This window comes from Methylobacterium phyllostachyos, from assembly GCF_900103445.1.
Lineage (GTDB): Bacteria > Pseudomonadota > Alphaproteobacteria > Rhizobiales > Beijerinckiaceae > Methylobacterium > Methylobacterium phyllostachyos.
Window position 1 is genome coordinate 191,614 of the sequence record NZ_FNHS01000004.1, and the last position, 13,579, is coordinate 205,192.

Below are 13,579 nucleotides of genomic sequence, written 5' to 3' on the forward strand. Positions count from 1 at the left end.
CCTCCCTCGATGCGCATCCCCGGCCTCGGCAACGCCGCCGACAACCCCAAGCACGTCACGCCCGGCGACGACCCGGAGCACCATCCCCGCGCCCGCGACGGTCGCGCTCCCAACGTCATGCGGATCGGCGAATGGGTGCCGATGCGCCAGCACCGGGACGAGGAGGAGGTCGACTTCGCCATCGTCGGCACCGGAGCGGGCGGCGGAACCCTGGCCTGTCGGCTCGCGGAGGGCGGCCTGTCGGTCGTGGCCTTCGACGCCGGCCCGTATTTCCGGCCGCTGGAGGACTTCGCCTCGGACGAGAGCCACCAATCCAAACTCTATTGGACGGACGAACGCATCGTCGACGGCGAGAACCCGCTGCAGATGGGCTCGAACAATTCCGGCAAGGCGGTGGGCGGCTCGACTGTGCACTACGCCATGGTGGCCCTGCGCTTCCGGCCGGAATGGTTCAAGACCCGCACCCTGATGGGCTACGGCGCCGATTGGCCCCTCGATTGGCGGGAGATGTGGCGTTACTACGATCAGGTCGAGGACGACCTGAAGATCTCCGGCCCGGTAAACTATCCCTGGGGGCCGTACCGGCGCCGCTATCACCGCCGCGCGCACGAGATCAACGCCGCCGCCAAGGTGCTGGCCCGGGGCGCGGAGGCGATGGGCATCGGTTGGACGCCGACGCCGCTCGCCACGGTCTCGGCCCCGCACGGCGACGCGCCTCCTTGCGTCTACCGCGGCTTCTGCACGCTGGGCTGTTCCACGAACGCCAAGCAGAGCGTGCTCGTGAGCTACCTGCCCCGCGCCCTGAAGGCCGGCGCCGAGATCCGCGACCTCGCCATGGTCGGGCGGATCGAGACGCGGAACGGGCGCGCGACCGGTGTCCACTACTTCCGTGAGGGGAAATGGCGGTTCCAGCGCGCGAAGAACGTCGTGGTGGCGGGCTACGCCATAGAGACGCCGCGGCTCCTCCTGAATTCGGCGAACCAGGAGTTTCCGGACGGACTTGCCAATTCCTCGGGCCTCGTCGGCAGGAACCTGATGGTTCAGGGCAACCAGGCGGTCTGGGGCGTCTTCGACGAGGAGATCCGCAGCTACAAGGGCCCACCATCACTGGCGATCAGCGAGCACTGGAACTACGACGACAAGGGCCATGGCCCTTTCGCGAAGGACTTCTTCGGCGGTTACTCCTACATGAGCCAGGGGCCGCTGCCGCAGCTATGGGCCAATACTCAGGCCTCCGCGCACGGCCTGTGGGGGGAGGCGCTGGTGGCCGAGATGCAGCGCTACAACCACGTCGCCGGGCTGAAGGTCGTCTCCGAGTACATGCCGCAGGAGCGCAACCGGGTGACGCTCGCGGACGTGAAGGACCAGTACGGTCTGCCGGTGGCACGCATCACCTACTCCTGGTGCGACAACGACAAGGCGCTGAACCGCCATGCCCTGAAGTTTTTGCGCGAGGCCCTGTCAGCCGCGGGCGGGCGCGAGGTCTGGGATCAGGGCGACGACACCTGCCACCTCAACGGCACGGCTCGCATGGGTGCCGACCCGCGCACCTCGGTGGTCGATGCCGATTGCCGGTCCTGGGACATCCCGAACCTGTACGTTTGCGATGGTTCGGTCTTCCCGACGGTGGGCGGCGTGAATCCCTCGCTCACGATTCAAGCGGTCGCGTTGCGCACCGCGGATCGGATACTCGCGAGACGGCGGTGACTACCATCCCCGGTCCACGGGACGAACGACAATTCCTCATCAGCCGACGGCTCGGCCATGAAGCGCCGCGAATGGCCACCGATGGTTCACCGTTCGCCCGCGTCCGAGAAACGTTCTGCGGGACGTTGGTTCGGGGGTGGACGCTGCCATGCCCGGTCCGTGCTCCCACACGGGTCGACTGGCATCCGAACCACGCCATCGGATCTCGCTTTGCCGTCGAGACGAACTCGTCCGCTCGCTCTGGCTGGTACCCGGCGACGAGGGCCGCTGAGGTCGCAGCGTGGCGAATGCCCGTACCGGCATTGTAGGTCAGGAGGAAACTGCGTTCGAGGATCCCGATGCCCGGCCTCCATGCCTCTCGCCAGACGTGCCGCCGTGTCGTTGCCGCTCCTCGGCACCGTTACTTGCGTCGGCCGCCGGCCCATCGGGAGGTGGGTCAGCCCGTATCTCGGCACGAAGCTCACGCTCCGCCGCCAGCCATAACTGCACCTCAACGCCATCCGGTCGATGGTTGCGCTCCCAAAGCTCGTAGGCTCGTTCTCGGATCTGCGCGAACGTGGGGTTCTGCGGCACTGCCATGGGGCGTCTGTCCGGGTATCAGATGGGTTCGCCCGACGACGCGTGAAGAGACGTCGGGTGAATGGCCTCGGCGGCCTCCTTCAAGAGCTTTCTCGCGATCTCGAAGGATTCCTCGCAAGCATTGAGCGTGGAAGGGGTTTCCAGCCGCGCAGGGTGTGCACCGGGGAAGCCAGCGCACGCAACGCGCAATTCAGGGCGCTTGCAGTTCGGAGGGCGCATCATCCTGGCGCAGGCCGGCGATCAAGGGGAACGCCAACACGCACAGCGCGGCCATGGTCCAGAACGCGCCGGCGCCGAGCGTACCGTAGAGCAGTCCGCCGGTCGCGGTCAGGATCGCCGACGCCACTCCCAGGCCGAGCGTGCCGTAGAGCGTCTGGGCGCTGGCGGAGAGACGCTGCGGCACGACCCTGGCGATCAGGTGCATGGCGGCCAGGTGCAGCAGCGCGAAGGTTAGGCCGTGCAACGGCTGGATGGCCGCCAGTACCGGCACCGCGGCCGTCGTGGCCATGGCCGACCAGCGCAGGACGCCGAGGCCGGCGGCCAGCAGGGCGGATCGGGCCGTGCCGAGGCGCGCCAGGATCCAGGGACCCACGAGCACGAAGACGAGCACCTCGGACGCGACCGCCTCCGACCAGAGCAGGCTGATCGCCCCCGGCCCGATGCCGGCTTCGCGCCAGCGTATGACCGCGAAGCCGTCGTTGAGGGCGTGGCTGCCGATGACGAGAGCGGCCACGAGGAGCACGCGCCGGAACGGCTTGAGAGCCAGCAGTTCGCGGATGCCGCTGAGGCCAAGGCTCGGCGGTCCGTCCCGCGCCGGGGCGGGTGGGACGCGCGCCGTCGCGGCTGCCATGACGAGGAACAGGAGGCCACTCGACACGATGACGCTCGCCAGGCCAGCCCTCGCGACAAGAAGGCCCGAAGCCAGGGTCCCGAGCACGAAGGCCGCCGAGCCCGCGCCCCGGACCCACCCGTAGGAGTAGGTGCGCTCCCGCCCCGCGGCGGCGAGCGCGAGCGCGTCCGCGAGCGGTGCGAGACCGGCAATGGCACAGGCGTGCAGCATGCTCACGGCCAGGAGCGGCCGGAATCCATACCCGGCGAGGTAAGCGAAGGAGATCAGCCCGGACGCCGTGGCGGCGATGCCGAGCACGGCCCTTGTCGCATCCTGTCGGTCGGCGATGTACCCGGCTACAGGCCCCGCGGCGAGGCGCATCAGCGTGCCCGCCGCGAGCACGAGGCCGATCTCAGCGGGACTAAGGCCACGCTCGCCGAGGAAGCTGGGAAGGAATGGGGTTTCGGTGCCGTAGGCTGCATAGAGCGCTCCCTGCAGCAGCACGAAGGCGGGGAAGGAACTCGCCAACAAACTCGACGCGGTCCCTTGCACTCCGCTTCTCGCCCCCATGCCGCCCGCTCCGAGCCGTCAGGCCGGTTCGGCAGACGCCCCGTCAGTCTGACCTTTCGGGCTGCTCGTGCCCAGCATGCGGCGACCAGCCATCCACATCGCCAAGCCGACCGCCGCGACGGCGGCCAGTACGAGGAAGGACGCCGGGAAGCCGAGATGCTGCGCGACGAGGCCCGCGAGCAACGGGCTCACGGTCGCGCCCGCGCCGTAAGCGGTCATGACGCCGCCGAGCCCGGCATTGGCGTGGCCGGTGTTATTCATGATCTTGGCCACGAGCGCGGGGACGGCGACACCGCCCAGGCCCATCGCGAAGCCTTCGAGCAACTGGACAGGAATGACCAGCCACCAGGACGCCGCGGAAGCCGCGAAGACGCCGCGGATAACGACCAGGCCGAGGGCGAGGGAGAGGACGCCGGCATGCCGGCGGCCTCTAGCGACGCGAGCTGCCAGGAGCGCCGCCCCGACCATGGTGGTTTGGGAGACCACGGTCATCACGCCGGTGGTCAGGCTCGGATCGGCACCGGCGGCCGTGCGCGCCTGCGCCAGAAACGGCAGCATGGCGCCGTTCGCGGTCTGATAGGCAAACACGGTCCCCGCGAGGAGCAAGAGGGGCTTGGTTTCGAATAGCACGCGAACGGTCGAGCGCTCGTCCCGCTCGCCGCCGCGTGCCGCTTCATGGTCGATGCTACCTTGGTCGAGGGTTAGCAGGACCCCGCAGGAGGCGACCGCCATGACCACGATGGCGATGGAGACGTAGCCGAGGCCAAGAGCGTAGCCGAGTACGCCGGAGAGGGCGGCATTGGCGGCGTTGCCTGCGTGGTTGTACGCCTCGTTGCGCGAGACTTGTTCGCCGTAGGCCTTTTGCCCGACGATGCCGAGCGTCACAGCCGCGATCAGCGGGGCGATGCTGGTATTCGCCACGCCGATGACGAGTTGGGATAGCGCAATTAGCCAGAGGTTGTTCGTCGAGACCAAGGCCACTGCCCCCATGGCGATGTCCACGACGGCCAGGGCCAGGGCGGCGCGCTTGGATGCCGTGCGGTCGATCAGGGCACCGACCGGCGTCGTGGCGAGGACGCCAGCGAGGCCAGCCAAGCCCATGGCGAAACCAGTCGCCGCCGGGTCGAAGCCCTGATGCTGCAGGTACACGCCCAGGAACGGCCCGAAACCCTCGCGTGCACCGGCCAGGGCGAAGTTGAGGGCGAGGAGGCTCGTGGCTGGCTGCATGGGCTGCCCTCGAACGCGGTCGCATTGGTCGCACTAAACCGCAGGAAAGGAGTTCCTTGACCCAGGTTTGCCTTTCGGGTCGCAGGCAAGCCTTTCGCGGCCGTCGGAGACTGTCGCGACATGGAGACTGGGGATGATTGCGGGAGCCAGGACCCGGCGCCCGCGCTCAGGTGCGTTGTCGCCATCCCGGTTCGGAACGAGGCCGAGCGGATCGGCGCTTGCCTTGAGGCCCTGGCCGCCCAGCAAAGTATCAGGGCAAGCGGGCTGGGCGTGGTGGCGTTTCTCAACAACTGCACCGACGCCACGGCACATGTGGTCGCAGCTCTTCAACCGTCCTTGGGCATCCCCGTCCGGATGATTAAGCGCTCGTACGAGGGCGCCAACGCGGGCTGGGCCCGGCGCGAGGCCATGGAGGCGGCTGCGGCTTGGTTGGAGGAAGGCGATACCGCGGACGGCGTAATCCTGACCACCGACGCGGACAGCCGGGTGTCACCCGACTGGGTCAGGCGCAACCTTGCCGCCATTACGGACGGGGTCGACGCCGTGGCCGGCAGGATCGCACTCGACGAGGTCGATGCCGCACGCCTACCAGATGCCCTGCATACGCGGGGTCGGCTCGAAGGGGGCTACGAGGCGAGGCTCGTCGAGCTTGAGGCCTTGATCGATCCGGTTCCGCACGACCCCTGGCCGCGCCACTGGACCACCTCCGGAGCGACACTCGCGGTCCGGCTCTCAACCTACCGGCGGGTCGGGGGGATGCCTCCCCTGGCCGTCGGCGAGGACAAGGCTTTCGTCTCTTCGCTTCTGTCGAGCGACGCACGGGTGCGCCATGATCCGGACATCCTCGTCGTCACCTCGGGCCGCCTGGATGGGCGTGCGCCGGGCGGGGCCGCGGACACGATGAAGCTTCGCTGCGAGGTGCCAGAGAGTCCGTGCGATCCGCGCCTTGAGCCGCTGCCTCGTGCCCTGTTCCGGTATGCCTGGCGGAGGAGACTCCGACGGCTCCACGCATCCGGGCGGCTGGACCAATTCTATTCCTGGGCCCCGTGGCTCGGCATCCGTGCCGACGAGGCGCGGGACATCGCCCGTTTGCAGGCGCTTGGTGCCCTGCTCGCCGCGGTGGAGGCCGCGAGTCCTTGTCTTACCTACCGCCCGCTTCGCCCGCGGGAACTGCCGCGGCATACCCGCTGGTCGAGCGCGGTCCTCCTCCTGATGCGCGGCGCGGGATGCCTCGGTCGGTCATTCCACGCCGCGCAAGACAAGTCTCTGGCTTACGGACAGGCCCGAGCGTCCCTGGAGAGAACCGGCGATACGTGAGGCAGGCAGCCTGATCTACCGCATGCAAAAGCATGCCGCCCGTCGGCTGCACTACGACTTTCGGCTGGAACTCGGCGGCGTCCTAAAGAGCTGGGCAGTTACGCGCGGCCCGAGTCTCGTTGCCGGCGATCGCCGTCTGGCTGTCGAGGTCGAGGACCATGGCCTCGACTACGCGGACTACGAGGGCGTGATCGCGTCCGGGAGCTACGGGGCGGGGGTCGTTCTGCTATGGGACAGCGGCACCTGGGAACCAGAGGGCGACCCGGAGGCGGCACTGGCGGCGGGCTCGCTCGCGTTCGCGCTGCATGGTGAGAAGCTGACGGGACGATGGCGTCTCACGCGCATGAAACCTCGGCCCCGCGAGCGGCATGTATCCTGGCTGCTCATCAAGTCCCATGACGCCGCGGCGCGCCAACCTGGCGAGCCGGACATCCTGGAAGAAAAGCCGCTGTCGGTCGTGACCGGCCGCACGGTCGAGGGAATCGCTGCAGCGGTGGCCTGACGGGAGGAGGCGCATGGATCAGAGGACACCGCCCGACCTAGCCTACGATGCCGTCGCGGCCGCCCGGCAGGTGGCCGTGGCCGCCGCGGCGCGTGCGAGCGGCCAGGACCGCGACGACGGCTTCCCCGCCGACGACGTCGCCGACCTCGCCAGCCTAGGCCTGCTCGCGGCGCCAATTCCAGCCAACGCAGGCGGCGCCGGCCTCGGCGAGGAGCCGGACGCGCGCGACCTCGCGAGGGTGCTGCGGCTCGTAGGCTACGGCAGTCTTGCGCTCGGTCGCATCTACGAGGGCCACGTCAACGCGCTTCAGCTCGTGGCGCGTTACGGCACCAAGGCTCAGGCGAAGCGCCTGTTCGCCGATGCACGCGCGGGACACCTGTTCGGGGTCTGGAACACCGACACGCCCGGCGATTGCCTGCGCTTGGGGGATGACCGCCGCCTGCAGGGCGTGAAGACGTTTGCGTCAGGCGCCGGCTTCGTCACCCGTGCCCTCGTGACGGTCAAGCGGGAGCCGGGCGCGCCGCCACTGATGCTGGTCGTGCCGCTGGAGCACGGTAACCGCGCCGACCTCACCGCGTGGCGAGCCCACGGGATGCGGGCGTCCGCGACCGGCACCGTTGACTTCGAAAACATCGCCGTCACCGACGACGATATCCTGGGCGTGTGGGACGACTACCACCGCCAGCCAACGTTCTCGGGCGGCGCTTGGCGCTTCGCGGCGGTGCAGCTCGGCGGCATCGAGGCCGTCTTCGATGCTTGGCGGGGACACCTTGCCGAGACCGGCCGCGGCAGCGACCCGCACCAGCTCGCCCGCCTCGGCGAGGGAGCCATTGCGGTCGTGGGCGCGCGAGGGTGGGTTGAGCGCGCCGCCCATGTCGTCGCCGAGGACGAGCTCGGGCCTGACAGCGTCGTCGCCTTCGTCAACCTCGCACGACTGGCGGTGGAGAGGGCCGGCCTGGACGTGCTGCAGCTCGCGCAGCGCTCAGTCGGCCTGCAAGGGTTCCTACGCGTGCACCCCCTGGAGCGGCTCTCGCGCGACCTAGCCACCTACCTTCGTCAGCCCGCGCCGGATCGTGCGTTGACCACCGCGGCCGCGGAAATCCTAGAAAGCCACGGCATCGCCGGCGATCTTTTCGAAGTGGGCGCCACGCCATGACACGGTACGCTCGTTCCCTGCCGCCAAGCTACTTCGACGAGCGCTACGCAAATAACCTCGACCCCTGGGAGTTCGAGACTAGCGACTACGAGCGGGCGAAATACGTGGCCACTCTCGATGCCCTGCCGCGGTCCCGTTACTCCTCCGCCTTGGAGGTCGGCTGCTCCATCGGCGTGCTGACCGAGGCACTGGCCAAGCGATCCGACGCCCTCGTGAGCCTTGACTTGGCGGCCCGCGCCCTGACACGGGCTCGCGACCGGTGCCGGGATCTGTCGCATGTGCGGTTCGAACTCGCCCAGGTGCCCGGACAGTGGCCCGACGGCACCTTCGATCTGATCCTGCTGTCGGAGGTGGTTTATTACCTCGATGCGGCCGACGTGACGCGCTTGGCGCATCGAGTTCGCGGCTGCCTGCGGCCGGGCGGCGACGTGGTTTTGGTCCATTGGACGGGTGAGACGCACTACCCGCTGACCGGCGACGAGGCGACCGAGCGCTTCATGGCCGGCGCCGACGATTTCTTGCGTACCCAACACCAGACTAGGTCGGACAAGTACCGCCTCGACGTGCTGGTGTGCCGCGAAAGACGTTTATGATGGTCCTTCGTCATTCAAGCTTGATAGCGATCCAGGTCCCCAGCGCCCGACGCCGGTGGCGAATCTCGTGGGTAGGTAATGGGCCTTGTACGGCAGGCTGATGAAAAGCTTTGTAATCCATGACCGCCCCTCCGCCCGGTGGGTGAGGAGGGGCGGACCAAACCTCAGTTGCTGGCGTTGCCGTCCCGCATCTGGCCCGTCGGCTCCTGGACGTGGGCTTCAAGGAACCAGAGTTGCTTGTCGACGGCGCGGGAGACCTCGGTGAATAAATCCGCCGTATCGGGGTCGCCCGCCTCGTCGGTCTCGTCGATGTTCTCACGCACCGCGTTGGCATAGGCGGCGTAGCTGTCTATCAGCGCGGCGATATGGTCAGCGATGGCATAGATGCCGGTCGGGTAGGCCGGGAGCTTGGTCGACCCTGCCACGACCTGCGCCGTGCCCAGCGCCGTGCCACCGAGTTGCACCGCCCGTTCGGCCACCTTGTCGTTGAGGCCGCTGATCTCGGCGCGGAAGCCGTCTAGCATCAGGTGGATGCCGATGAACTGCGGCCCCTTGAGGTTCCAGTGGGCCTGCTTGATCGCCAGCGCGAGGTCGATGCCGTCCGCTAGCCGTGCGTTAAGGGCGTCGATGGACACCCTCTTGGCGTTGGAATTGGTGTTGTTGCGGGTTTGGTGAGTACGCGGGGTGCTGCTCGTCGCCATGTCTCTGCTCCGTTATGCCGAGGCGGCAATTGTGGAGGACAGAGGAGGTTCCCTTTTCGAAGGTCGACCTGCGAGAGGGGCACAGCGTCCGGCCACGTAGGATCGCACACGAACGTCATGAGGTCGTCACAACGGACCCCAGATGCCGTCCCGACGATAACGGACGGAGGCACCAGCGTGTATCACCCCGACGGAGGTTCAAAGACACGGAACTCCCGTCGAAAAGGGGACTTCACCCGTACCTCTGATGGCGTGGCCCGTAGCGGCCCCCTCGAATGATGACGGAACGTGCAGATGGATCTTGGCATCAGCGGGCGGGTCGCGGTCGTGACGGGGGCCAAGTCGGGCATGGGCCGCTCGACCGCCGAACACCTTCTGCGAGAGGGCGTCCACGTTGTCCTGACCGACAAGGAAGGCCCCGAGCTGCAGGCCACGGCCAACGAACTGGCGGCGCTGGGTCAGGTTCGCGCCGTCGAGGCGGACCTGAGCACGGCCAAGGGGATCGACGTGCTCGCCGCCTTCGCCAACATGGCCTTCGACGACAAGCCTACCATCCTGGTCTGCGCCGCCGGCATCACCGGCGCATCGGGGGATTTCCTCGAACTGACCGATGACGACTGGCTTGAAGCGATCCAGACCGACCTTATGGCCGGAGTGCGCGCGACCAGGGCGTTCATCCCACACATGCGCAAGGCTGGCTGGGGCCGGGTCGTGCTGTTCTCGTCCGAGGACGCCGTGCAGCCCTACGTCGAGGAACTGCCCTACGCGGCCGCCAAGGCGGGCGTCCTGAACCTCGCGAAGGGGTTGTCCAAGGCCTACGGGCCGGACGGCGTGCTGGTGAACGCGGTCGGGCCGGCCTTCATCGCCACGCCGATGACCGACGCGCAGATGGAGAAGAAGTCGAAGGAGAAGGGCATCTCCTTCGACGAGGCCGTTCAGCAGACGCTGGACGAGGAGCGCCCCGGCATCGTCGCCAAGCGTCGCGGACGCGCGGAAGAGGTCGCCGCGGCCGTGACGTTCCTCTGCTCCGAACATGCCAGCTTCATCACCGGAGAGTTTCTGCGGGTCGACGGAGGCTCCGTCATGACCATGGGGGCGTAGGACCCCGATAGCCGGCAGCCCCTCCGAGCGTCGCGACGCCGAACGGGTCGCTGTCCGTGGCCTCCGTCGCGGGCGCGCCGGCGTCATCGGCGGGGCGACCGCGATGCCAGGAACCGCCGCCAGCGACTGGGGCTTCCCCTCGACCCCGGGGCAGGCCCGGACGGAAAGGAACGCCATGTCTACGGATACCGAGAAGCATCGCGAGTTGCTGGGCGCGCTGAGGGACTCCCAGGGCAAGGGCGACGGCAGCTTCGAGAAGGCCGTCACGGCTGCGTTCGAGCATGTCTTCGAGCACCTGGCCCGCCTGAACGACCACGTCTCGCCCGGCGGTCCGGACGGCGGCGACCGGCACCTGCAGCCGGGCGAGTCCCCGACGCTCCGGTAAGCCGATACGCGGCTGGGCGATCCTCGCGGGCTGACCCGGCCGGTAGCACCGCGGTCACGCCCATTCCAGGCCAGGTGCCGAACGCTTGACCCCGGCCAGCGCAGCCTAGCGGACCTAGTCGGCGCGAAAGCCGCCTGCCTGTGTATCCTGGCACCGGCATGGTGGCGGCAGGTCCCTGCCACCTTCACGCAAGGGCATACCGCCGGTCAGCAGGCGGACGAGCAGGTGCTCCAGCGGATCGGCCTGGTAGGGCTTCAGCAGCACGGGCACGTTCCGATAGCTTCCCTCCAGACCCTTCTGGCCATAGCCGGTCGCGAACAGGAACGGGGTGCCGCCCTCATGGAGCAGATCGGCGACCGGATAGCTCCGCGCATCGCCGAGGTTCACGTCTAGCACGGCGATGTCGAAGGACTCGGACCGGACCAGGCCGAGCGCCTTGTCGAGGCGCATGGCGACGGTCACCTCGCAGCCGAGGTCGAGCAGCATATCCTCCGCGAGCATGGCCACAAGGCTCTCGTCCTCGACCAGCAGCACACGGCGTCCGACCAGCAACGTCATGGCGCGCGCCGCCCTTCCACGGCTTCCTGGCCGACCCAGCCGAGGGTGGTCAGTGGGATCTCCAGCCTGCAGGTGACGCCCCCCGGGGCGTAGGTGATCATGGCGTTGCCGTCGAACTCCATGGGCAGCTGCCGCTCGATCAGGCGGGAGCCGAACCTCTTGCGGGTCGGCGCCATGACCAACGGTTCGCCGCGCTCTTCCCAAAGCAGGTCGAGCCGCTGGCGGTCGTCGTCCCTGTCATGCAGGGACCACGTCACCGCGACCTGACCTTCGGGAACCGTGAGGGCGCCGTACTTGGCAGCGTTGGTCATCAGTTCGTGGAGTGCCATGGCCAGCGTCACGGCCACCTTGGGATGCAACCTCGCGTCCGGCCCTTGTAGCTGAAAGCGGTTGACGTCGACCTCCGCCAGAAGGTGGGGGGCCAAGGCCCGCTCGATCACCTGCCGCAGGCTGGCGCCTTCCCAGTTGTCCTCGACCAGCACGTTGTGGGCGTTCGACAGGGCGGCCATGCGGGCGTCGAACACGGCGCGGACCGCCTGGTCCGTCTACCCGCGGAAGGTCTGCGCGGCGATGGATTGCACCGTCGCCAGGGTGTTCTTCACCCGGTGATTGAGTTCGTTGATCAGCAGGCGCTGGCGCTCGGCCGCCGCCTTCTCCTCGCTGATGTCCCGCACCTCGATGATCGTGCCGATGATGTTGGTTGCGTCGTCGCGGATCGGGCTGGCGGTGAAGCCCACGGGGAAGAAATGCCCGTCCCGGTGGACGAAGACCTCCTCGCCCCGTTCCTGGTTGTTCTCGGGAAAGGCGCGGTCGATGGCGCATTCCTCCAGGGGAAACGGCCGGCCATCCGGATAGGTGTGGTGCACGATGTCGTGCAGCGGGCAGTCGCGGGCCAGAACCTCAGAGAGCGTCCAGCCGGTTAGCGCCTCGGCGGAGCGGTTCATGTAGATGCAGTGCTGGCGGTCATCCATCAGGAAGATGGAGACTGAGGCGTTGTTCAGCACCGCGTTAAGACGACGCTCGGTCTCGAAGAGCTGTCCACTCCCCCGCCGCAGGCTCACCAGGGGCGTGTTGGCGACGGCCTTCGACTGCAGCGGCTGCCGGGACTTCGGCACGGGCACGACCTTTCACGGGGATTGAGGCGGCACCCTGCGTGCGAGCCTTGGAGGGAGAAGTCGCGGGCCCGGGCAAGCCGGCGGGCGTCCGCGTAGGGTAAGACGACTCGGCGGGTGCAATGCACCTTCCCGCACGGTTGTTCCAGCCTCTGGGCGAGGTGAGACGGGCGTCATCCCTGGCCGCGAGACGGCGCCCTGCGGTCTGCCGTGCCGCGGCCTGACGGCCGCGCTCAGGCCGGGAAGGCGCGCAGGAAATCTTCCGCCTCGTACGGCTTCTTGACCACCGGGACTTGGGCGAAACCTGGCCGCCGCTGCGCGGCCCTCTCGCGCGGCTCGGGCACCAGCCTGTCCGGATCGACTCGGAAGGTAGCGTATACCGTAAGGCGCTACGCGAGTCCTGCTACGGGTCGTTCGGCCTTCGTTAACCGTGTCCTCGCACCTTGGGGGCCTGCGGGGGGTGTCGGGCGATGGCGGGGAAACGGGCTCGGGCGATGCCGGTGAACGACCGCCGGAAGTGGGAGGTCTGGCGGGCGGCCGACGAGATCCGCGCCGAGGGCGGGGAGCGGGTGGCCCTGCGCAACGTCTGGGCGCGGGTGAAGCGCAACGCGGGCGTGGCGGGCAACAACCAGGTCGTCGGCGAGCACCTGGCGCAGTGGGCCGAGGAGCGCGGCTACAGCCCAGTCATCGAGCTTGCGGGGATACCGGACAAGGTCTCGGCGCACCTCGCCAAGGCGGCCGTGGAGTTGTGGAAGGCGGCGCAGGACGAGGCGGCGATGGTGCTGGAGCGCGAGCGCGTCCGCATGGCCGAAGCCATCGCGACCGAGCGCGAACTCCGGAACGAGGCGCTGGGGATGGTCGACGCGCGCGAGGCCGTCATCGAGGCGCAGCGCGCCGAGATCGCGCGGCTGGGCGGCGAGCTCGAACGCATGAGGAAGCATGTGCGGACGGTGCGGGCGCTCGCCTTCTGGCGGAGGGTGGCGCAGGAGGTTTGGGAGATCCTGCCGGAACGGGAGGCGATGCACCTGAAGGAGATCGTGCCGAGGATCGGGCACGAGTTCGTCAAGGAGGCCGAGGCTTACACGGATGAATGGGGGACGGACCTGCTCCGAGGCGTTATCGACCAGCGGGTCAAGTTCAAGAAGCTCTTCGCCGCCGAGGGCTCGGGCCGCTACCGCCGGCGCCGGCCCGAGGACGACGCCGCCTGACGGACGGTGACGGGACCGGGTCGGCAGGAGGAAC

13 protein-coding genes and 1 pseudogene are annotated in these 13,579 nt (G+C 68.4%); 8 read left to right on the plus strand and 6 right to left on the minus strand.

The features are described from left to right. The first annotated feature begins 9 nt into the window (after positions 1–9). Positions 10–1,707, plus strand: a complete 1,698-nt coding sequence (locus BLQ49_RS07985; protein ID WP_091714804.1) for a GMC family oxidoreductase — start codon at positions 10–12, stop codon at positions 1,705–1,707. 309 nt (positions 1,708–2,016) lie between these two features. Here the strand turns inward: BLQ49_RS07985 and BLQ49_RS07990 are convergent, their stop codons facing one another. The 3 genes from BLQ49_RS07990 to BLQ49_RS08000 all read right to left on the minus strand — a co-directional run bounded on the left by BLQ49_RS07990 (position 2,017) and on the right by BLQ49_RS08000 (position 4,912). Then, positions 2,017–2,286: a DUF2934 domain-containing protein gene (locus tag BLQ49_RS07990; protein WP_091714806.1), complete on the minus strand. Its 270-nt coding sequence runs from the start codon at positions 2,284–2,286 to the stop codon at positions 2,017–2,019. Positions 2,287–2,476: 190 nt separating this feature from the next. Further along, positions 2,477–3,643, minus strand: coding sequence for an MFS transporter (locus tag BLQ49_RS07995; RefSeq protein WP_244507503.1), 1,167 nt, complete (start codon positions 3,641–3,643; stop codon positions 2,477–2,479). Between the two features lie 60 nt (positions 3,644–3,703). Continuing rightward, positions 3,704–4,912, minus strand: a complete 1,209-nt coding sequence (locus BLQ49_RS08000) for an MFS transporter (RefSeq protein ID WP_091714810.1) — start codon at positions 4,910–4,912, stop codon at positions 3,704–3,706. Between the two features lie 120 nt (positions 4,913–5,032). On the opposite strand from BLQ49_RS08000, the gene BLQ49_RS08005 reads away from it, so the two are divergent. The 4 genes from BLQ49_RS08005 to BLQ49_RS08020 are packed head-to-tail and all read left to right on the plus strand — an operon-like array spanning position 5,033 to position 8,480. Continuing rightward, positions 5,033–6,229 (plus strand): glycosyltransferase family 2 protein, encoded by a 1,197-nt coding sequence (locus BLQ49_RS08005; RefSeq protein ID WP_091714812.1) that lies wholly within the window; start codon positions 5,033–5,035, stop codon positions 6,227–6,229. 22 nt (positions 6,230–6,251) lie between these two features. Next, complete coding sequence (locus tag BLQ49_RS08010) at positions 6,252–6,731, plus strand: DNA polymerase ligase N-terminal domain-containing protein (protein WP_091714814.1); 480 nt, start codon at positions 6,252–6,254, stop codon at positions 6,729–6,731. A gap of 13 nt (positions 6,732–6,744) precedes the next feature. Continuing rightward, a complete protein-coding gene (locus tag BLQ49_RS08015) occupies positions 6,745–7,887 on the plus strand; it encodes an acyl-CoA dehydrogenase family protein (RefSeq protein WP_091714816.1) in 1,143 nt (380 codons plus the stop codon). After that, complete coding sequence (locus BLQ49_RS08020) at positions 7,884–8,480, plus strand: class I SAM-dependent DNA methyltransferase (RefSeq protein WP_091714818.1); 597 nt, start codon at positions 7,884–7,886, stop codon at positions 8,478–8,480. The genes BLQ49_RS08015 and BLQ49_RS08020 overlap by 4 nt, the downstream gene beginning before the upstream one ends. A 164-nt stretch (positions 8,481–8,644) precedes the next feature. On the opposite strand, the gene dps is transcribed toward BLQ49_RS08020, so the two are convergent. After that, positions 8,645–9,181, minus strand: a complete 537-nt coding sequence (gene dps / locus BLQ49_RS08025; protein ID WP_091714820.1) for a DNA starvation/stationary phase protection protein Dps — start codon at positions 9,179–9,181, stop codon at positions 8,645–8,647. Between the two features lie 294 nt (positions 9,182–9,475). On the opposite strand from dps, the gene BLQ49_RS08030 reads away from it, so the two are divergent. Both BLQ49_RS08030 and BLQ49_RS08035 read left to right on the plus strand, forming a co-directional pair. Next, positions 9,476–10,282 carry an SDR family NAD(P)-dependent oxidoreductase gene (locus tag BLQ49_RS08030; protein WP_091714822.1) on the plus strand — a complete coding sequence of 269 codons (807 nt, stop codon included), beginning with the start codon at positions 9,476–9,478 and terminating at the stop codon, positions 10,280–10,282. A gap of 175 nt (positions 10,283–10,457) precedes the next feature. Further along, complete coding sequence (locus BLQ49_RS08035; protein ID WP_091714824.1) at positions 10,458–10,667, plus strand: hypothetical protein; 210 nt, start codon at positions 10,458–10,460, stop codon at positions 10,665–10,667. A gap of 114 nt (positions 10,668–10,781) precedes the next feature. Here BLQ49_RS08035 and BLQ49_RS08040 read toward each other — a convergent pair whose 3' ends face one another. Both BLQ49_RS08040 and BLQ49_RS08045 read right to left on the minus strand, forming a co-directional pair. After that, positions 10,782–11,225 carry a response regulator gene (locus BLQ49_RS08040; RefSeq protein ID WP_091714825.1) on the minus strand — a complete coding sequence of 148 codons (444 nt, stop codon included), beginning with the start codon at positions 11,223–11,225 and terminating at the stop codon, positions 10,782–10,784. After that, positions 11,222–12,196: pseudogene (locus BLQ49_RS08045) on the minus strand (sensor histidine kinase). The gene BLQ49_RS08040 and the pseudogene BLQ49_RS08045 overlap by 4 nt, the downstream one beginning before the upstream one ends. Before the next feature lie 635 nt (positions 12,197–12,831). Between BLQ49_RS08045 and BLQ49_RS08050 the strand changes: the two are divergent. Further along, positions 12,832–13,545, plus strand: coding sequence for a DNA-binding protein (locus tag BLQ49_RS08050; protein ID WP_167627661.1), 714 nt, complete (start codon positions 12,832–12,834; stop codon positions 13,543–13,545). The last annotated feature ends 34 nt before the right edge of the window (positions 13,546–13,579 follow it).

Excerpts from the sequence above, each read along its gene's own strand:
- BLQ49_RS08040 (WP_091714825.1), bottom strand. The coding sequence starts at position 11,225 with ATGACGTTGCTGGTCGGACGCCGTGTGCTGCTGGTCGAGGACGAGAGC.
- BLQ49_RS08005 (WP_091714812.1), top strand. The coding sequence starts at position 5,033 with ATGGAGACTGGGGATGATTGCGGGAGCCAGGACCCGGCGCCCGCGCTC.
- dps (WP_091714820.1), bottom strand. The coding sequence starts at position 9,181 with ATGGCGACGAGCAGCACCCCGCGTACTCACCAAACCCGCAACAACACC.
- BLQ49_RS08015 (WP_091714816.1), top strand. The coding sequence starts at position 6,745 with ATGGATCAGAGGACACCGCCCGACCTAGCCTACGATGCCGTCGCGGCC.
- BLQ49_RS08010 (WP_091714814.1), top strand. The coding sequence starts at position 6,252 with ATGCAAAAGCATGCCGCCCGTCGGCTGCACTACGACTTTCGGCTGGAA.
- BLQ49_RS08000 (WP_091714810.1), bottom strand. The coding sequence starts at position 4,912 with ATGCAGCCAGCCACGAGCCTCCTCGCCCTCAACTTCGCCCTGGCCGGT.
- BLQ49_RS07985 (WP_091714804.1), top strand. The coding sequence starts at position 10 with ATGCGCATCCCCGGCCTCGGCAACGCCGCCGACAACCCCAAGCACGTC.
- BLQ49_RS08030 (WP_091714822.1), top strand. The coding sequence starts at position 9,476 with ATGGATCTTGGCATCAGCGGGCGGGTCGCGGTCGTGACGGGGGCCAAG.
- BLQ49_RS08020 (WP_091714818.1), top strand. The coding sequence starts at position 7,884 with ATGACACGGTACGCTCGTTCCCTGCCGCCAAGCTACTTCGACGAGCGC.
- BLQ49_RS08035 (WP_091714824.1), top strand. The coding sequence starts at position 10,458 with ATGTCTACGGATACCGAGAAGCATCGCGAGTTGCTGGGCGCGCTGAGG.
- BLQ49_RS07990 (WP_091714806.1), bottom strand. The coding sequence starts at position 2,286 with ATGGCAGTGCCGCAGAACCCCACGTTCGCGCAGATCCGAGAACGAGCC.
- BLQ49_RS08050 (WP_167627661.1), top strand. The coding sequence starts at position 12,832 with ATGCCGGTGAACGACCGCCGGAAGTGGGAGGTCTGGCGGGCGGCCGAC.